Genomic DNA, 20,304 nt, shown 5'->3' on the forward strand with positions numbered 1-20,304 from the left:
AAAAAAATTTATAATCTCAATTCAATCATTCTGTCCATTGTTATTCCAGCTCTTCTCCGTTTGTTTCAATCACATGTTTATACCAATAAAAGGATTTTTTCTTTCGCCTTTCTAACGTGCCATTCCCTTCATTATCTTTATCTACATAAATAAAACCGTAACGTTTCTCCATTTCACCTGTTCCTGCGCTGACTAAATCAATACACCCCCATGGAGTGTAACCAATAACATCAACTCCATCGAGTTCGACCGCCTTTTTCATTTCTCGAATATGATCCCTGAGATATTGAATTCGGTAATCATCGTTAATAGTACGATCTTCTTCCACAACATCTCGTGCTCCAAGACCATTTTCCACGATAAATAGTGGAAGATTATATCGTTCATATAAGACATTTAAGGAGTAATGAAGACCAACCGGATCAATTTGCCAATCCCAATCACTTGCTTCAACATAAGGATTACGAACTATCTTCCCAAATTCTTCATCGGGTTCACTTCCCTCAACCTGTCGAGCACTGACAACTTTCGACATGTAATAACTAAATCCGATATAATCAACGGTACCTTCCTTTAGAATTTTCTTATCTTCCTCCGTATATTTAATTTGTAATCCATTTCTTTCCCAATATTTCTTCATATAATTTGGAATTTCTCCCCGAACATGCACATCTCCGAAAAACCATCGGTTACGCATCGCTTCTGTTGCAAGCATCACATCATCTGGATGGCATGAATATGGATATACGGGGACAAAGGCAAGCATACAACCAATTTGAAAATCAGGATTGATTTCATGCCCTCGTTTCACAACCTTCGCACTAGCAATTAATTCATATAATGCTGCTTGATACATCGTTTGCTCACGATTTTCATCATTTCCATATATGATACCAGAATTGGTAAAACTTGCAAAATCGCTCTTTATATTTGTTTGATTGTTTATTTCATTAAAGGTCATCCAATATTTTACTTGATCTTTGTAGCGATTCATAACTGTTTCAGAAAACTTCACGAAAAAATCAATACATTTTCGATTACGAAAACCACCATATTTTTTGACGAGATTGTAAGGCATTTCAAAATGGGATAACGTCACCACTGGTTCAATATTGTATTTAAGTAACTCGTCGAATAATTGATCATAAAATCGTAGGCCTTCTTCGTTCGGCTCTTCATCGTCACCATTTGGAAAAATACGTGTCCAAGCTATCGATGTACGAAAACATTTAAATCCCATTTCCGCAAATAATTTGATATCTTCTTTATATCGGGAATAAAAATCAATTGCCTCATGATTTGGATAATAAAGTCCTTCGATGACACCATCAGTAATTTTTCTGGGAACACCATACCTACCTGCTGTCATCACATCAGCGACACTGACACCTTTCCCGCCTTTATTCCATCCCCCTTCAAGTTGATGGGCAGAAACAGCTCCTCCCCATAAAAAATCGTCTGGGAATACACTTTTTGTCATTCCACATCATCCTCCATTCGTACAATCATAAGAAAACCATCCATGTATTACAATACAATCGACAATGAAACCGGAATAAGAAGACGGTTCCATTGGAAAAACCGCCTTCTTATTCAAATTAATCTTTTTCTAATTTTTAAAGTATAGCTTCTCCGCCTTTTTCCTGCTCAACTAATTTATTGTCATATAATTTAATGAAAGGGAGATAAATCATGAAAGCAACAACACCATTTATAAGGGATACTACTGCTCCCATGATGTCCCCACCTGTCCCGATAAAAGCACCAATTCCAATTGGTGTTGGCCAAGGTACTTGGGCAATAATCGGATTAACAATATGTAATTTGATCGCCCAATACCCAATCGTTGCTGACGCCATTGGTGCCAAAAAGAACGGTATTGCTAAATACGGATTATACACAATTGGCAGCCCAAATATAATCGGTTCATTAATGTTGAAAATACCTGGGGCTATAGAAGCTCGACCTAAAATTTTCAACTGTTGGGATTTTGCTAAAAAGAGAAGAAAAATAACTAAACCTAATGTAGCACCTGATCCTCCCATTATAACGAAGGAATTTTGAAACTCACCTGCAAATGGAATATTAGCACCATTTATATTTGCTTCCATATTCGCTAAAACAATTGGTGTGATGAATGCACCAATAATATTTGCTCCGTGGATTCCGACAATCCAAAGGGCATGGATTAAGAAATAAATGACCATTAAACCTAACCAGCTACTTGCAATATTCGTAACAAAACTAAATGGAAGAGCTACAATTTTAAATATATCTGTACCAATTGCAACTAATATTCCGTTGATTAATAAAACAACAAAAGCAATGACAAACGCTGGAATTAATGCTGTAAAGGATCGAGAGACACCTTCTGGAACCGCTTCTGGCATTTTAATAATCCAGTTTCTTTTTATACACAAACGGTATAAATGAACAGTAATAGCAGCCATAACGATCGCTACAAATATTCCAGTTGTTCCTAAACGAGTTAAACCACTATCTGCCACTTCCCAACCACTAATGATTTTTGTACTATCATCAATTTGTTGGATCAGTGATACCTTTCCATTTTCTAAAACTAATTGGGGAATCGTCATAAAGAAGGCAAACATTGAAAGTAAAGCACCATTTAACGGATTTAAATTTAATCCTTCTTCTTCAGCATATAATTTCGTATATTCATAACCTATCACAAGATTAAAATATAAAGCTAAAATTCCCATCGTCGCTTTATTTGCTACCATGTATAAATCACTGATCCGAAAAAATGAATTATCCCAAATTCCTTGTAAAAATGTTATAGTCAGTGGTAATACGTTTAATACTAAAAACAATGAACCTACGATAGTGAATGGAATTGAAGCCATACCGGCTGCCATTACTGCACGGACAAAACGGAAAGATGCAATTTTCCCCATCGGTCCCATTAAATTTTTTTCAAGAAAAGCAAATACTTTATTTTCTGATGTCATCGTTTTCCTCATCTCCTTTTATTTAACCAATTTTTCATATTCCTGAATTCGTCTAAATTGCCGATCCTGATTATTATCTATTTGATAAAGGCGATAAAGAACGAAAGCGCTTAATACTACCCCAATCATTAAAACTATTAAAATGAATAGTTTTGAACGATTTTGATTGATCAGAAATGGGTATAATTGAATAAAATATTGAGAAAAACTTGAAACCGACATTAGTACAATATTTGAAGCAAACAAAATGTTAAAACAAATTCGAGTATACTTTGCACGAAGCATCGGATTGTTATAAATTTTTATTTGTTCTATAGTACTCATAATGATCACACAAATAAGCATGAATGGAATTATAATAAGAGTTGATTTACTCATAATCAATGAAATGAACCAATATAAATTGGTAAAAAAGAACATGGCTGTGACATATCTAATAAGTAAATATCTCTGAAAGTACATTACTTTTATACTTTGACGTTTTCGATTTTGTTCAATTAATGCTCTTTCATTCGTATTCATAACAATCCCTCATTGTTTATCCTCAATTCCAATCTATTTTTTTCGTTTAAGTTTTTGTTCATTCTTGAAGAATAAATTAAATTTCCCTCCTTTCCAACGACATTTAAATCAACAAGTCGACAAGTCGATAGGAAAAAATTAAATAAGCTACCTTGTACCTAAAATGAATGAAAATTAATAAGTAACTAAATGATTTCATTATAGCTAAGATGTTTCCAAAGTTTATTTTGGTAATTCTTTCAATATTAAATTTGCTAATTTTTCCACACCTGTAGGAATTGGAATATAGGCTTGGGGTGCGATGTTTACAACTGGTTTTCCAACCCGATTCCCCGCTTCTTTGAATTTTTGAAAATACATCTTTGTTTGTGGACTAACTAAGAATAAATCAAAATCACTGTTTTCTATCATTTTATTTCCCTCACTAGCAGTAACTGCCTCTACTTGAATATCTTCACCTTTTTCTTTGAAAAATTCGGTTGCTTTTTTCGCCATTAGAGAAGACGACATACCAGCTGCACAAATAATCAAGGCTTTTTTCATGATAATTTCCTCCTTTAAAATGTGATCGATTAAATTTTTCAAATTTAAAGATTGCTACCATTGTTTTCAATGACATCTTTATACCAATAAAAGCTTTTTTTCTTTATTCGACGAAGGTCATGTTCACCTTCTTCATGCTGGTTTACATAGACGAGGCCATAACGTTTTTGAAAACCATTTAACCAACTTAAAAGGTCGGTAAAGGACCAAACACAATAGCCAATAATTTCGACTCCATCAGTCATCGCTTCTTGAATGGCCTTTAAATGAGCACGAATATAATCGATCCGGTAATCATCACGAATCGAACCATCTTTTTCCACTTGATCGAATTCCCCAAGCCCGTTTTCACTAATTAAAATGGGTAACCCATATAGATTCAATAATCTCCGAAGTCCGATTCGCAAACCTTGTGGATCAATATTCCAATCCCAATTCGTTCGTTCTAAGTTTTCATTTGCAACCGTTTTAAATAGTCCCGGTACACCGATATCTTCCGCTGTTCCCTTTTTTCCAGTATTATTAAAATGGCCATCCATTGTCACCCCGCCTAATGGGTTTTTCTCATAGGTCGTTGTTTGATAATAGTTGACCCCGAGAAAATCTGGTTTCCCTTCCTGAAGTATGGAAAAATCTCCTTCCTCTACTTTTGGAGCAATCCCTTTACGCTCTAAATATTCCCATGTTGCTTTCGGATATTTTCCATGTACATATATGTCTAACCACCAATGATTCGTGAATTCTTCCGCATTTTCAAAGGCGAGAATATCTTCCGGTTTGGATGAGGCCGGATAAGCAGGGGAATATGCAAAGCTCGGACCAATTTTTCCATCGGGTACATATTTTCGAAATTCTTTAATCGCCACAGCGTTTGCCAAATTGGCATGGTGGTTCACTTGAAAAAACAGTCGATCGTCTTTCACGCCTGGTGGGTGTAACGCAGTTTGGTAACCTAATCGAGTGAAAATATTTTGTTCATTTAAGGAAACCCAATATTTTACCCGATCACCGAATTCTTTAAACAATGTCACACTATAATTTTTAAAGTCCTCGATAATTTTTCTAGATTCCCAGCCACCGTATTCATCTTGTAACGCTTGGGGCAAGTCCCAATGATAAATCGTACAAATTGGCTCGATCTTATGTTTAATCAACTCGTCGATTAATTTATTATAAAAATCCAAACCCTTTTGGTTCACTTCACCTTTCCCGTTCGGATAAATCCGCGTCCAAGCAACGGAAAAACGATATGCCTTCAATCCCATTTCCGCCATTAATGAAATGTCTTCTTTATATCGATGATAGTTGTCGACTGCTACATCTCCATTTGTTCCCTTAAATGTTTTTCCAGGAATACGGACAAACGTATCCCAAATTGAAACGCCTTTATCATCCTCGTTCCATGCACCTTCTACTTGGTATGCTGCTGATGCAGCTCCCCACAAGAAGTTTTTTGGAAACGGTTTAAGTCTTTCATGTAACATTGTTACGACCTCCTAAAATAGAAAAAAATGCACTGATTATAGTTAAACTTTTTATATGTTTGCTAAGAAAAACTCATTTAATTTCATTTACTTTACTATATATTTGAATAATTTCTTTCGCCAAATCGATGACGGTCATCGCATTCATTAAATGATCTTGGGCATGTATCAATAGGATACGAATATCTACTTTTTCTCCTCTTGCTTCTCCTTGAACGAGATCCGTTTGATAACGATGAGCGATACTTAACGCTTCATTTGCCTGATCAATTTTTTGATTGGCGGATTCAAACTCCTCTTTTTTAGCTAGTTCAATCGCTTCCATTGCTAAGGAGCGTGCATTTCCACCATTTAAAATAATTTGAAAACTAATTTCCTCAATATTCATCACAATCACCCTTATAAAAATAATGAACAAGACTGTTTAATATAACAAATATTCATCTTCAAAATTTGAACGTATTTCAACTTCATTAATATTGTTCATTGATTATTTCAACATTCAAAACCTTTCTAATGTCATCATATACGAATACTTTGGTTTATTTAATTGAAAATCTTTCCTTAATTCAACGGAAAACATTACTACAAAAATGAATAAATGGAAGGAGGAAATGGATGAACAAACAAAAAGGTAGAGAATAGAGGAAGAAAATATTAACCATTTAGATTTTCTTAGAACGGAAGATTGACCAATTTATTAAAAGATCTCTGTTGATTTGACAAATTGATAACATGTTCAGAGGTTCTTTATATAGAAAACTTGAACAACTATAAACGTGAAGTAGAACTCAACTCTAAAAGTCATGATTTCACTTCGGTGAAGGGGCGATCTAATATGGCTGTTGTTAGCGTTGTGTCGCCTAGAAACTTCCCTCATTCGCCTGGCCTTTTATTAGAGGTTAAGATGAATGCACATTTGTCATACATTTCGTATATGAATTGAAAAAAACAAATGAGCATCTTGCTGTTCATAAGCCATATACATAACATCATCGATAATAATGAGATCCGACTGAAGCATTCATTTATATTTAATTTTGGATTTATTGCTATATTCAGATTTTAAAGCATATATTAATCGATATGAAGAGCACTTGGTATCCACGCTCAACTTTGCAACGACTAATTCCAGTTGAAATGATTGGACGGGTTTTTTCAGCCATTACAAGTGTCGTTGGTATAGCCCACCCATTTGGTGCACTACTTGGTGGATTTTTCGGCAATTATGTTGGAAGTTCGCTCATTTACTCGATGGGGATTTTTGCGATGCTATTCGTTTCCATCCAGTGGTTGATTCATCCATTGTTAAGAAAAATCCCCAAACCGAAGGAAATGGACCCCTATGAATACGGTTTGGAGATTCGATCTTCCTAAAGTCAGCATTTACTAGAAAACGAGTCAAAATCATCTACCAAAATTGCTGAAACAGGCACCCGGCACGGGAAACATTTTATCTCACAACGAGACGGATGCGATTTCCTGCCGGGTCTTCCGTGACGAAATAATCTCCATCCTTTGTAACGGTCGCACCGATTTGGCGGAGTTTTTCCACTTGTAACTGAAGAGTTTTTTCATTCGGAAAGATGATTTCATACCAATTTAGGCCAACATCGTTTTCTGACGGGGAGGGAACACCAACCCCTTGCCACGTATTAATAGCAATATGATGGTGATACCCCCCTGTCGAAAGGAAGTACGCTTGCGGGTATGTGCTTACGATATGATAACCAAGCCCCTCAGTATAAAAGGTTTTCGCCTCGTCTAAATGGGATACATGAAGATGAATATGTCCCATGATGGTTTCCTTTGGTAAATGCGTCCACGGTTGTTCACTTTCTTTTAAAAGATCATGAAGATCCAATTCCAACGTATCCATATGAACGAGACGGTTTTTCCACTTCCATTGATCACTCGGCCTATCTACATACACTTCAATTCCATTCCCGTCCAAATCGTTTAAATAAATGGCTTCACTAACTAAATGATCTGCTGTCCCGAAAGGATAGCGGATATTTAGTAAATGCTTTATAAACTCTGCTAAATCCTTTCGATTCGGTAAAAGGAGTGCAAAATGATATAATCCACTTGTCCGTTTCGACTTTCGCTTAATTCCCTCTGGTTGTTCTAAAATGACCAAGGGAGTTTTTCCGTCCACTGTTAATTTCGCCATTACATTGTTTTTTTCCAACACTTTGAACCCAAGAATTTTTTCGTAAAATACAATGGATTGGTTTAAATCCATCACTTTTAAACAGACCGTTCCAATATAATAATTTGGATCTTTATGAAATTTACTCATGAAAATTCCCCTTCCCATTTGTCTCGCTTTAAAGTATTTCGATTTCGAGATTTTTATATAAAAAAATATAGTTCCCTTTAAACTATAAATGACTTTGAATATTTTTGTCAATGAAAAGCATCAGCGATGGTTTATGATCTTTATCTAGTATAATGTCTGGCCTCATTTATTTTATAGGGAACTGTTTTTTTAAAGATTGGTTATACCTTGACCCGTTTACTTCATCAATTTTACCTTCTAATCATCCTCCAATTTTTTCTTTAATATTGTTTTTCCTCTTTTCCAATTCAACAAAATATTCCGGATGGGCTCTCATTAATATGGACTTTCTCATAAGAACGAATGTGAACAATAAAGATAAAAGACTTGTTGCCAACATGACCGCCTCTGCACCTACATAATCAAATAATATGCCGTATGAAAACAAACCTAAGGGAACGAGGGCAGAGGATAATGTATTCACGGAGCCGATGACCCGTCCTCGATAGTCTTCCGAAACGAGCTTCATTAATTTCACCGCAACAGGTGTATTCATAAAAATGATGTTGCTTCCTATTGAAAAGGACCAAAGGATAAAGTACAGAAACATGATGTTTTCAGACAACGGGTAGAAAAACGGAACGACCATTAAAGCGAATTGAATAGATAAAACAATGATTAATCTTTTTGCCAAAATAAAGGGATATTGAAATTCTTTTCGAACGGATAAATAAAGGGTTGTTAAAATCATACCAACGGAAAATGCAGATTGTACGAATCCGAATTTTTCGCTGCTCAAATTAAGTTCATTTACTAAAACAAACGGCATACCAACTTGTATAGATGTAAAGAAAAGGCTCACAAAAAGGGATATACTGATTAAATTAGACAATAATACATCATTTTTCACATAACGGATTCCATCGAGTATATCTGATACCATTCCTTTTTTCTTGAAATCCCCATCCTTTTCTTGAACCTTTTTTTGATCTCGTTTCGAAAACAAACGAAAATCCATCGTTAGATCTAATAGAAATGCAATCGTAAAACTGACGATAAATATGATAAAGAAAGAATGTAAAGTAAAGTTTATATAAAGGATTCCGCCGATAACCGGTCCAAGGATACTGCCAATATTTTTCGCTGCATCATTTAAAGCGAATGCATTTTGCGTACGCTTGTCATCAACTAAATTCATAATCGATGAAGTAAAGGTAACCGAATTGAAAAGGGCAGCCGATGATAAAAGAGCGGTTGTCACATAAATTTGTATTAACGAAAATTGGCCGATGATATTGAATATCAATAAACTAAGGACGGCAATGACGGAAGCCAAATGGGATAAAAGAATGGTTCGTTTTTTGTCGTATGTATCTGCTGTATATCCTGCAATCGGTGAAAGGACGATTCTCGGTACACTACTTAACAAAAAGTTAATGGCAAAGTTCGTTGCTGAACCGGTGATTTGAAGAATATACAAACTCATACCAAAGGAATATGTGCTCCACCCGATGTTGGATATTCCTTTACTAATAACAAATGTGATTAAATTGTATGTAGCTTCTTTATTTATTTTTTTATCTTCCATAATCACCCAGTATTTTTATTGAATTTTTTTACTCCAATTGTAGAGTTCAAAGATATATTCAATTGAAAAAACGGATTTGATTAGATGAAAAACAAAAAGGGATGGTTTTCGTAGGTGTTTCGAATCAATTCAATTCGAAAAAAATCTAAACAAATGTGCTTCATTACACCGATGATTCTTTAGCAATCGGTCCAATCGCAATGAAAACCTTTACGAATAATCAGACTACTAAGACCTGGCATTTCGGGCAATCTCCCGTTTAACAATCGGTGCTACCTTCGTTCCTAGAAGTTCGATTGCACGTAACACTTTTTTATGCGGCAACGTTCCAACTGTTAGCTGCAAAAGAAAGCGATCATGCCCGAATATTTCATATTGGTATAATATTTTTTCAATCACTTGTTCTGGACTACCGACAAAATTTGCCCCCTGTAATGAAAGGGAAAACTGAAAATCCTCCTCCGTCATCGGTGGCCATCCCCGCTCCCTACCGATCCGATCCATCATCGTTTTAAAGGCTGGAAATGCAAGATTTGCTGCTTCCTTGGACGAGTCGGCAAGAAAACCGTGAGAATTAATGCTTAGTCTCGGTGTTTGGTGGCCTGCTTTTTGCGCTGCCCTTCGATGATACTCAGCAAAAACTTTAAATCGTTCAGGTAATCCCCCGATAATCGCAAGTGCCATTGGAAGACCAAGGGTCCCAGCTCGGATAGCCGATTGTGCGGTTCCCCCAACAGCTATCCAGATCGGTAAGGGGTTTTGTACCGGACGAGGATAAATTCCGATATTTTCTAGTGATGGACGATACTTTCCTTTCCATGTAACCATTTCAGAATCCCGCAGTTTTAAAAGCAACTCTAATTTTTCTTCAAAAAGCTCATCATAATCTTTCAAATCGTATCCAAATAGCGGAAAGGATTCAATAAAAGATCCTCTACCAACCATAATTTCTGCCCGCCCATTCGTAAGCAAATCTAAAGTAGAAAATTGTTGAAACACCCTTACCGGATCATCCGAACTTAAAACATTGACAGCACTTGTCAATCGGATTCGATGTGTACGGGAACTCGCTGCAGCAAGCACTACCGCTGGTGCAGAAACGGTATAGTCAGGACGATGATGTTCACCGATTCCAAATACATCAAGGCCAACTTGGTCTGCCAATTCAATTTCTTCTAATATGTTTTTCAATCGTTCTTCCGGACTGATTAATAATCCGGTTTCGGGATCGGCCGTCCGCTCTCCAAAGGTGTAAATACCAATCTCCATTTGTTTCCTCCATTTGTTTTCTTTCTGTTTATTTTATCTTATTTTTCTGATAAATCCAAATGGATTTTTTCATTTCGTTGAAAATTTTGAAAGGAGTTGTAAGAAAAACAATATCGATATGTTAAATCCTATGACATTCAGCATATTTTGGAAAATCATACTCCCTAAAGGTGCTCAGCAAACAATATTATAATTTTGTTGAATTGAAAGTTATTTGTAAAGACAGGGGGAAATTTAACTTTAAAACTTATTACCTACAGAAATCGTTTACTTCGTACAAAACAAAGTATATTTTTAATTGATAATTATGGGAAGGTTTTATAAATTTTATTTCAACTTTTTCGATCAAGTAGGAAGCACTACATAGATGACTACCTAGATTTTTACGATAAAATAAGAACGATTGAAACTTGAAAATCTATAAAAACTCAAAAAAATGTTGTTGAAAATATTATTAATAAAGTAGAACATTAAAAAGCCATACATAATCAAAATAGAATTATCCAAAAAAAATTCCAAAAAGATTAAATCCTTTTGGAAACTTACAAATGAATACCAATTTTTTCAATCTATAATACTTGGAAAAGGTGGTTAAAGAAAAGGGATAAACGTTTTACTATAATGTAATATGATTTGAGAAAACCATTTTTCTAGAAATTGTAAACTAATCATTAATACAAAATATATTAATGAACGATTAGTATTACAAAATTTTAATTAATCACTTTACGTTGTTTTTTATATTCAAAATAACTCAATAAAGCAAATACCAATAATATAATCGCTATTCCGATGTAAGGTTTTATCAAAATGGTGATTACAACCATTACGTCAATTGTATCATGTCCCACACCTGCAGCACCATAAGCGGCATAATCATATAGGATCCAAATTGATAAACGGGATCTATTATAGAATCAATATATTCTTCTTCAATTAAATTTTCCTTTAATAAAAGATTTCCCGGATTTCCCGCTGTCTTCATAAATTCCTGCCAAGTGTTTGCCTCAACATCCACTTTAATTAATTTTTCATTTAAAACATGACTAACTTCCTTCAAAATTATGACATCATAATCAATATTTTAAATAAATGTATTTTTATACCATTATTTTAATATGTTTTGATCGCCATGATAATAAAGATAAAAATTTATGAAATTGAAGATACGATTTTATCTTCTTTTATTCTGGTAGAATCGGAATATCGTAATAATTCAGATAAGAATTTATAAGCAATTCCTCTTTCTAAAATATCATGATAAAATTGATTTTCAAAGCTTCTCAAGCAACCGTAGCAACTAGTTTCTTCCGAGCACCCACAAGTTCCTCCTACCTTCTGTTTTGCACTTTTTAATATTCCTATTAGATTCTTTGATATTTTTTTTGCATGCCCTGCTCCACCAGGAACATCATCATACAAAATAATTGAAGTTTCATTTCTATTTTTTCCATTAGCTCGGTATAAACATCCTCCTATTTCATTTCGTGAAATACCGAGTTCAATACTCGCCCCCTCCATAATCGCATATAAAAGTGAGGGCCAGAAACTTCTTTGGTCATATTGAAGTGAAATAAGTGGTAAATTTATTTCTACAACATCAGTAATAAATTCATGTCCTAAGTGCACATTGTACAAATAAGTTTGATCGCATTTTTTACCAAATCTCGTTTTATGTTCGTTAATCTTGTTTCTATGTCTTTTATTCTCAGTTTTTGCTTGTGTAATATATCCACAACGTTTACAAAGTGAGTACCCCATCCCTCCCCCATTATTTACCAAAACCATTTTTCCTCTTGAAGAATATTTTAATTTTATTTTGTATGGACCTATTTCTATCTGTCTTTTAAATGTTTCGGTCAACTCAAGATCTTCATCCACATACGTATCAAATTTCACTCTTGATGGCATCGGTCTTGCTTTTCTTCTTTCGCCTGGATTTCCGGGCGATTCGTCAGCCCGTGTTGAAAATCCGAAAACAGGTTGGACAAAATAAGAATAATTCAAAGGTTCATTACAACATGTTTTTTCCCTTTCTTCAAAAATTGTTCCTAAATCAACATGGTAACTATATAATCTGCCGCAATGTTTACAAATGGCATATTGTTGTACTGGCCACCCTTTCATTTTATTCATATTAAGGGCATATGGTTTCCATACCTTTTTATTTGCAATAATTTCCGAACCAGGAGCAAATTCTGAAATAGCTAATTTTAAATCACGGGAAATATTCACTACTTTTGCCTTTTCACTATTATGAAGGATATCTAAATTCACTACATCAACAGGAAAACCGTACTTTGGTAATACATTATTTGACGATAAAAATCCTAAAATGTTCATTTTCAAATATGTGTTTTGTATTTTAAGAATATTATCACTTGGTTTTCGTTCTTGATCTAGTCGGTTTTTAAGCTTTTCTAACTCATTTAAGATTTCTCGGATATTTGCTTCAGCAAGAACTAACGCTCCTTCCCCATCCTTAATTAAATGGTCAACCCATTTCCAATTTTCAAGATCAACAAATGAGTGAATACTTTTTGTTTTAGGTACGATTAATTTTAATGATTGTAAAATCTCCTCTGGCCTTTCATTTAATAGTTTTTTCAATACCTCTACAGCAGTTCTCTCATTATTTTTTGAAATTTTCAGAAAATCATCTACTGATCCATAATAACTTCTATACTTTCGAAAAAACCAAGCAAGAACAGTAGAAAATATATGTCTTAAAACAATTTTTTCATTATTAATTTCTATATACGGGGGTTTAATCATGCCTTTAATTATTTTTTCAGGGTATTGATAATATGTTAAGTCATGGGACCTTCTTTTCGCATATGTAAGTGAAAAAGCAGTAGATTCCGTTCTTCTTCCTGCACGCCCCGCCCTTTGAACATAATTTGCTGTTTCTGGTGGAACATTTCTCATAAAAACAGCTTCTAATTGTCCCACATCAACACCCATTTCAAACGTAGTTGAGCAACTTAAAACATTCACTTTTCCCTTTTCAAAGCGATTTTGTAATCTCGAAGCATATTCACTTGTTAATTGGGCAGTATGTTCTTGAGCAATTAATGGTAATGGTTTCATATTCGTATATAACTGTTTATAATATGAAAATCTGCTCATTTCCTCTTTATATTTAATTAAACGCCCTTCACAACGAAATGATGGACAAATACCTCTAATATTACTTGTTAGGATCTTTCCACATTTATCACAAATGAACAATGTTTCTGGTTTTTTTACTTGCCACTTCTTATAATTTAGTTTTAAAACAATCCCTTCTTTAGGTATAGGAGTTTCAATAATATAATCTTCTTTAATCCAAAATATTTTAAACAATTTACTGGTAACCAATTCATTCAGAAAAATCCTCGCTTTTTTATGAGCCTCTTCTTTTGAAAAGCCTTTCTGAATATACAACTTTTGTATAAAATCAAGTCTTCTATTATTTGCTTTTTCTTTTGGAAGCCATCCTAAAATTTTATTCCCATACAAACTATGCTCGGCTTCTAATTTAAAATAAACTTCCTTATATCTTGGTGAAAATGCTGAATCTGTTATTGTTACTAAATCTGGAAAAGTGACTGCGTACATTTCTCTTAAAGAATCGAATAGTATCTTATAAATTTCCCATAACTCATCAACTGTAATATCTAAGTCATTCTGAATCCCAGCATTTTTCATATTTAATTTAGACCATTTACTTGGTTTTTCGGGAACAAAAGAAATTAATCCTAGACCCTCTAAACCAATTTGACGTTCGGTGTTCATAAATTCTTTAATTACTATCGTTTGAATTAATTTTTGCTTTTCTATGTCATCTAAATTTGTTTCAAAGAGGTTTTTTTGTTTACCATATTTAACTATTGCATTAACGAGACTATCAATCCTAACATCTTCAAATTCTTGTAAACTCTCAAGTACTTGTATAATAGCATGCCTCCATAGAATATTATTATATTTCATCTGTAAATAAGATGCGAAAAACGCTGCTTCCTGGCGACTATCAGAAAAAATCAATAATTTTCTTCCAAAACTATCATCATCAATATTTTCATCTTCAATAAATAATTTATCATCATCAATTTTAGATTTATCAGGGGGAATGCAAGGATATAATGCCCGAGTTAATACTTCAGTTGCAGGATCATCTGCTGTTCGAAATGGCTTTACGATATTTGGAGTGTGGTTACCACATTTCAAACATGTATTAACTGTATACTCTGACATTTTTAATTTTAATACTTTTATAAATTTATCATTTGGAAATTCACAACAATTTGTTAGTCTTTTTTTTCCAACCGGTTCTATATGGCCACATGCAGTACATAGTACAAACTCATCAACATCAATTTCATTTGTATTATTAATCCCTTCAATAACCATTTCATCATCATCTATAAAAGTTGAACTAATAGCCTCTTTATCAGGATTTAACATGTAATACTCTGGTTTTCTTTTGTTAACACCTTCTATATCAATATCCGCTTCTGCATGAGTGAGTTTTTCTTTTTCTGTTCGACCGACAATATATTCCTGACCACATCTTTGACAATTTGCTAGTTCGAAAGTGACTATAGATTTTCCATCCTTTAATTTGTATGTTTTTTTTCTATCCAAGAATAATATCCTTTCCTTATATAACGAGACATATGCACCCTCCAACGCTTTAACAAACACATGATATCGTGCAGGAAGTAAAGGTATACTATATTGATCTTCTTTAGCCATTGCACAAAGGTTGACAAGTTGGACAATTGCATTTAATCTTTCTTGATTTGAAATGTTCTCATTAACAAAAAATTTTTTTGCTAATTCACTTAGAAGTTTTGGGTTCTCTTGTAATGTTTCTTGTAATTGAATTACATTCAAATCATCTTTAAGATAATTATACAATTCAAGATGATTATTTGTTTTAGCTATTAATAAATAGTCTTTACTAGTTCTTTTAATTCCTCGTACTTTTCGATTAGTAAGATTTACTCTTTCTGATTCAATGATATCTTGAGGATAAAATTTTTCGTGAAATAAATCAGAAGCAAATTTAGCAAGTTCGTTTCTTGCATTTTCTCCTCCTCCTAAGGTAGCACTTGTTGCTACGCACGTTAAGGGCTCTTTTTGAAATTTAATTAACCGTTCTTTTAATTTTTGAATTAACATCGATATTTCTGTTCCTTTTGCACCATTATATGTATGGGCTTCATCCAAAACAATAAATTTCCAATTTTTTGCATTTTCACCAGAAAAAAATGCGTTGTCATCTGGTCGAAGGAGCAAATACTCTAACATAGCATAATTTGTTAATAAAATATGAGGAGGTGTTTTCCTCATTTGTTCCCGTGATATTAATTCGTTTGGAATTAATTCAACATCTGGATTGGTTTTATAAAACAATTCTTCTGCTCTACTTTGATATTCTTCAGTTTCACCTGTGTATCTTCCAAAAGTAATATATGGAAAGTCTTTTAAAATATTCCTTAATCTAGCGATTTGATCATTTGCCAATGCGTTCATTGGATATAGTAATAACGCTCGAACCCCATCATTTAATGTACCCGCTTCTTTTTCTCGTAATAATTTATTTAAAATCGGTAATAAAAAACATTCTGTTTTTCCACTTCCAGTACCTGTAGCTACAATTATATTTTTGCCGCCTTCAATTTTCTTTATGGCAGTTTCTTGATGAATATATAGCGGTCGTTCAAGGGGAAAATGATTTCTTAGTGCATAAAACTTTTCTGAAATAATACCAGCAGCTATTAATTCATTCAAACTTTTACCTTTTTTAAACGGTGGGGTAATTTCAATAAAAGGACCTTTGACAAACTTTCCTTCTTCTTGCAGTAATTTTTTTGCTTGCTTCATCAAACCTTTATCTTGGAAAAAAAACATTGAGTTTAAATATTCGACATAATCATTCTTAATTTTATTTGTTGTGAAAATCGGATTCAAACCCATTCATATCCCGCCTCCTTTTTCATATACAATTCAATAATAATTGCATCCCTATAGTACAATTTTTTACATTTTTCAATTGTATATCTTATTAACTGACTGATTTCTTTTGTTTCTTCCATTAAACCATTTCTAATAAATGAAGCGTATAAAGCAATTAAGCCAATAAAATAACCAATTTCATCGTCTTTTTTTCTTTTTGATATCATTTGGAAAACTTCTTTGAATTGGTTCTTTAATTTACTTTCACATGTGATTTTTAATACATTAGATAAAATTTGCTGTACTTGTTTTAAATCTTTTGTATTATGTTCTCTCCATTCCACAACTAATTGAAGCCTTGTTTTGCCAAATATTTTAGTCTCTTGTACTGAATACTGATCTTGAAATTCCTTTATAAAATTAGCAGTGCTTTTCCCAAGGTTTCTAGGCAATTGTAATGATTGATAAACAAATTGAAAGTATTTTGTAATATAATAAGGTTTCCCAAAATTCTCATCAGAGAGAAATGTTTCCTTAGAACTATTGAATAAATCTTCCTTTATTAAAACACTAAAATCAGAAATCCCCGCCCAATTAAGACCTACAATATTAAATTCCGTTTGAAACAGATTGATAAAACCAAATAAATCTTCATCTACCTTTGCCAACATTTTTAATTGAACATCATTAAGTTTCGGTTTAAAAGTAAGATTTATACAATAAAATTTATACAATAATTGTTTTTTATAAAAAATTGTAAAATTACTATCCAAAACATAACGAAACGATATGTTTTTCTCAAAAATAAATTTATCAAAAATCGAATTTATAATTTTTGACATCATTGATTTACTATCTTTTTTTGAGAAAAATCGATCATATAATATATATATGTTTGATAACCGATCTAAATCTTCTGAAGGATTTACATCAATATTTTTTATTTTATTTTTTATTTTAGATAACCTTTTATGTCTTATTTCTGGCTTTAAAAACCTAGATTTCATAATATCGCTTAATATTATTTCCACTGGTGATAACTCTTTTTTTTCACCTTTTACTTTTATTAATCCTCTTTGAAAATTATTTAGAGTACATACTTCTGATTCCTCCTCTTCAAAAAATAAATTCTCTGATTCTTTTTGAATTAAGTATTTATAAATACCAGGCGCTAAAAAATCAGTTCGAATTGTCGCCACAGTTAGTTTATCTTCAACTTTGAAGTGATATGGGGGCAACCAAGGTTTTAAAAAATTGACCATAACAATTTCTCTTCCCCGCATTGGTCCTTCTTCTTCCCAGTAAATTACGATTTCATCATCATGTTTGTTATATTTACAATTTTTTATAATTATCTCGTTTTGAAAACGAGCGACAATAAATGTTGTAACTATTTTTTCTTTGGAATTAACTAAGGAAATTCGAAGATGAAAATCTAATGTGGATGTGTAAGTATTATTTTGTATCTCGAATAAATAAGTATTCAAAGGTATCCTAAGTCCTTCTTTACCAACAATAAATATTTCATTTTGTAATAAAATTTTCTGCTCGTTATCTACTAATTCGATTTTTAACCTTTGAATATCATTTAAATTTATAAATCCAAATGCAAATAAAAGATAGGGATTCCTAAAATTGGACAACTCTTGTAAAGTAAACGTATAAACTTTATTGGTATATTCAATAACCTCGTTTTCATCTTCCATAATTCCCCATACAATAGGAAGAACATTTATTTTTATCGATGTTTTAAAAATATTTCCATTAAATAAATATTTATATTCCCCAATTAAAAATCGATCATATTTGTTTATTTTAATTATATGATCTATGAATTTTCGTTTATTTATCTCATTAACATTTTCCGCATTAAAAAACTCCAATTCAACGTTTTTTCTCGTTCGTATAGTATATATTTTGCTTGAATACCCATTTAAATATGATGGCCAATATTCGGCTGGATTTATGATAAATTTGCTATCAGGAACAAATTCAAATAATAACCTTTCATTCACACCACTTCTATGCCATATTTTAATTTCATATTCCCCAAAACAATCTTCCTCAATATATTGATCTAGGAAAATCATTGCGTTAAAACATTCAACGGTTATATTTTTTTTATTTAGTACAGAGTTTCCAATTCGATGTTTAATTTCTAAATGCCAATCACCTTTTGTTAATATAGGAACCTTTATTCTAGGTAATTCTGTAAAAGTTTTGGAATTTTCTTGATGAAACAAAGTTTTTCCACCAACAAGAATAGGCTTTTTTTCTGAGCGGACGGGAATAATATTATGTGTACAATGCAAAGATTCAATATTTGTGAGATCAATATTATATATATTGAAATCATTCCAATGTGGAATTTGTGGAAGTTCAACAACAGGTATATCGTGGATATTTAAAATTCTAATGTTGTTTTTGATGAATAAAATTATGGATTGGTTTGGTAAAACTTGTTTTTTTATTAAATTCCCATTTTGATCAAAAACTATATAAAAATTTTTAATACCTTCAATTTCCCATTTAGAAATAATTTGATCATCTAATTTCAATGTAACAATATAAGTTTTTGCGGGTCTTAATGAATATATTTTTTCTTCGGATATTAATACATCCTTTCTTATTAAAAAATCTGCTTTGACGAAAAAAGTTGTTTCATCTATTGTTATTTCCCAGATAAGATAAGAATCGTAGCTTTCTTTTACAATAATACGAGGTAGCTCACAATAAACACCTACTCCTTCCAAATCGACCTTGATTTTTGGTGCAATAATCCGAACATTCTTCCTAGCCTGTAAGCTTTTTTTGACTTTAGGTTTCTCTTTCCAAATTGATATTTGTTCAATTAAACGAATATTATTTCCCGTATTCTCTAATTCATCGTAATCAATTGAATCGTGAACTATCATTTTTTTTGTATTTTGTATAAAATTGTATGCATCTCGCTGTTCCAAAAATTTTAAATATCGCTTTACAGTAATTTCCGTCTTATTTTTTAAATAAGATAGATAATCTTCTACATCAAAATCATCATAAAAAATATCTTCTACAGTATTACTTATCGCTTCAAAGTAATTATTGAGAGCTTTAATTGGTATTCCCGCATGACATAATATTGGTGTGACATATGTATATCCTTCTTCGCCCTCATTTTCAAAGTGATGTAAGTGATACTTACTCAATACTTTTGAAAATATATTAAATAAATTAATCCGACTATTATTTCCTAATTCTCCAACATATTTTTCAACTTTTTTCCAAAATACGCCTTGATTATATTCATAAACAGCACAAAAAACAAGAAACACCGATATACATTCTTCATAAATGTATTGAAATCTTCTATAATTCCAATCAGAATATAAGTCTTTTATTTTTGTTGCCAAATACTTGTAATCATTTTGAGATATAGGTATATCCCCCAATAATCGATACTTAGGTATTTGAGCAATCAGCTTATTATGGATATTCTGAATAGTGTCACCTTCATGAAATAAATCCATAATGCCCCCTCCTAATATAAAAAACTATATAATTTAAATAATATAAAATATAAAATATTGAAAAAGGAAAGCAATCAAATCTTTACAAATTACATTAGAATGTTAAACTAACTCCGTCGAATAACAAATGGATTAATACATAATGCCACTTTAATATATTGAATTTTCAAATTAATTATATCATAAGAATTTA

General features: G+C 32.4%; 12 protein-coding genes and 1 pseudogene. 1 reads left to right on the plus strand and 12 read right to left on the minus strand.

The genetic code is table 11. The annotated features are described in order from the left end of the window. Positions 1-40: 40 nt before the first annotated feature. The 6 genes and pseudogenes from OE105_RS08735 to OE105_RS14000 all read right to left on the minus strand — a co-directional run. The gene (locus OE105_RS08735) at positions 41-1,480 is read right to left on the minus strand and encodes a 6-phospho-beta-glucosidase (protein WP_275419822.1); all 1,440 of its coding nucleotides are present in this window, start codon (positions 1,478-1,480) and stop codon (positions 41-43) included. A 136-nt stretch (positions 1,481-1,616) separates the two neighbouring features. Further along, the gene (gene celB / locus OE105_RS08740) at positions 1,617-2,972 is read right to left on the minus strand and encodes a PTS cellobiose transporter subunit IIC (RefSeq protein WP_275419823.1); all 1,356 of its coding nucleotides are present in this window, start codon (positions 2,970-2,972) and stop codon (positions 1,617-1,619) included. A 744-nt stretch (positions 2,973-3,716) separates the two neighbouring features. After that, the gene (locus OE105_RS08745; protein WP_275419825.1) at positions 3,717-4,037 is read right to left on the minus strand and encodes a PTS cellobiose transporter subunit IIB; all 321 of its coding nucleotides are present in this window, start codon (positions 4,035-4,037) and stop codon (positions 3,717-3,719) included. A 44-nt stretch (positions 4,038-4,081) separates the two neighbouring features. Continuing rightward, the gene (locus OE105_RS08750) at positions 4,082-5,521 is read right to left on the minus strand and encodes a glycoside hydrolase family 1 protein (protein WP_275419826.1); all 1,440 of its coding nucleotides are present in this window, start codon (positions 5,519-5,521) and stop codon (positions 4,082-4,084) included. Between the two features lie 73 nt (positions 5,522-5,594). After that, on the minus strand, positions 5,595-5,909 hold the full coding sequence (locus OE105_RS08755) for a PTS lactose/cellobiose transporter subunit IIA (protein WP_275419827.1): 315 nt from the start codon (positions 5,907-5,909) through the stop codon (positions 5,595-5,597). Positions 5,910-6,260: 351 nt separating this feature from the next. After that, positions 6,261-6,639: pseudogene (locus tag OE105_RS14000) on the minus strand (ATP-binding protein); the annotation flags it as partial. On the opposite strand from OE105_RS14000, the gene OE105_RS08760 reads away from it, so the two are divergent. Then, complete coding sequence (locus OE105_RS08760; RefSeq protein ID WP_275419828.1) at positions 6,608-6,898, plus strand: hypothetical protein; 291 nt, start codon at positions 6,608-6,610, stop codon at positions 6,896-6,898. The pseudogene OE105_RS14000 and the gene OE105_RS08760 sit on opposite strands and share 32 nt — an antisense overlap. A 76-nt stretch (positions 6,899-6,974) precedes the next feature. Here OE105_RS08760 and OE105_RS08765 read toward each other — a convergent pair whose 3' ends face one another. From OE105_RS08765 to OE105_RS08790, 6 genes are all read right to left on the minus strand, one after another. Further along, positions 6,975-7,823, minus strand: coding sequence for a VOC family protein (locus tag OE105_RS08765; RefSeq protein WP_275419829.1), 849 nt, complete (start codon positions 7,821-7,823; stop codon positions 6,975-6,977). Between the two features lie 241 nt (positions 7,824-8,064). Next, positions 8,065-9,390, minus strand: coding sequence for an MFS transporter (locus OE105_RS08770; protein WP_275419830.1), 1,326 nt, complete (start codon positions 9,388-9,390; stop codon positions 8,065-8,067). A gap of 228 nt (positions 9,391-9,618) precedes the next feature. Beyond that, positions 9,619-10,659 (minus strand): LLM class flavin-dependent oxidoreductase, encoded by a 1,041-nt coding sequence (locus tag OE105_RS08775; protein ID WP_275419831.1) that lies wholly within the window; start codon positions 10,657-10,659, stop codon positions 9,619-9,621. Between the two features lie 826 nt (positions 10,660-11,485). Continuing rightward, positions 11,486-11,719 (minus strand): PTS sugar transporter subunit IIA, encoded by a 234-nt coding sequence (locus tag OE105_RS08780; RefSeq protein ID WP_275419832.1) that lies wholly within the window; start codon positions 11,717-11,719, stop codon positions 11,486-11,488. 92 nt (positions 11,720-11,811) lie between these two features. After that, on the minus strand, positions 11,812-16,623 hold the full coding sequence (locus tag OE105_RS08785; RefSeq protein WP_275419833.1) for a DEAD/DEAH box helicase: 4,812 nt from the start codon (positions 16,621-16,623) through the stop codon (positions 11,812-11,814). Continuing rightward, positions 16,614-20,111, minus strand: coding sequence for a hypothetical protein (locus tag OE105_RS08790; protein WP_275419834.1), 3,498 nt, complete (start codon positions 20,109-20,111; stop codon positions 16,614-16,616). The genes OE105_RS08785 and OE105_RS08790 overlap by 10 nt, the downstream gene beginning before the upstream one ends. Positions 20,112-20,304 lie beyond the last annotated feature (193 nt).

Origin of the sequence: Fervidibacillus halotolerans (genome assembly GCF_026547205.1) — a bacterium.
In the GTDB taxonomy this organism is placed as follows: Bacteria; Bacillota; Bacilli; order Bacillales; family Caldibacillaceae; genus Fervidibacillus; species Fervidibacillus halotolerans.

Bases quoted from the DNA above. Each gene is read 5' to 3' on its own strand.
- OE105_RS08750 (WP_275419826.1), bottom strand. From the start codon at position 5,521: ATGTTACATGAAAGACTTAAACCGTTTCCAAAAAACTTCTTGTGGGGA.
- OE105_RS08770 (WP_275419830.1), bottom strand. From the start codon at position 9,390: ATGGAAGATAAAAAAATAAATAAAGAAGCTACATACAATTTAATCACA.
- OE105_RS08785 (WP_275419833.1), bottom strand. From the start codon at position 16,623: ATGGGTTTGAATCCGATTTTCACAACAAATAAAATTAAGAATGATTAT.
- OE105_RS08760 (WP_275419828.1), top strand. From the start codon at position 6,608: ATGAAGAGCACTTGGTATCCACGCTCAACTTTGCAACGACTAATTCCA.
- OE105_RS08755 (WP_275419827.1), bottom strand. From the start codon at position 5,909: ATGAATATTGAGGAAATTAGTTTTCAAATTATTTTAAATGGTGGAAAT.
- OE105_RS08790 (WP_275419834.1), bottom strand. From the start codon at position 20,111: ATGGATTTATTTCATGAAGGTGACACTATTCAGAATATCCATAATAAG.
- OE105_RS08735 (WP_275419822.1), bottom strand. From the start codon at position 1,480: ATGACAAAAAGTGTATTCCCAGACGATTTTTTATGGGGAGGAGCTGTT.
- OE105_RS08765 (WP_275419829.1), bottom strand. From the start codon at position 7,823: ATGAGTAAATTTCATAAAGATCCAAATTATTATATTGGAACGGTCTGT.
- OE105_RS08745 (WP_275419825.1), bottom strand. From the start codon at position 4,037: ATGAAAAAAGCCTTGATTATTTGTGCAGCTGGTATGTCGTCTTCTCTA.
- OE105_RS08775 (WP_275419831.1), bottom strand. From the start codon at position 10,659: ATGGAGATTGGTATTTACACCTTTGGAGAGCGGACGGCCGATCCCGAA.
- celB (WP_275419823.1), bottom strand. From the start codon at position 2,972: ATGACATCAGAAAATAAAGTATTTGCTTTTCTTGAAAAAAATTTAATG.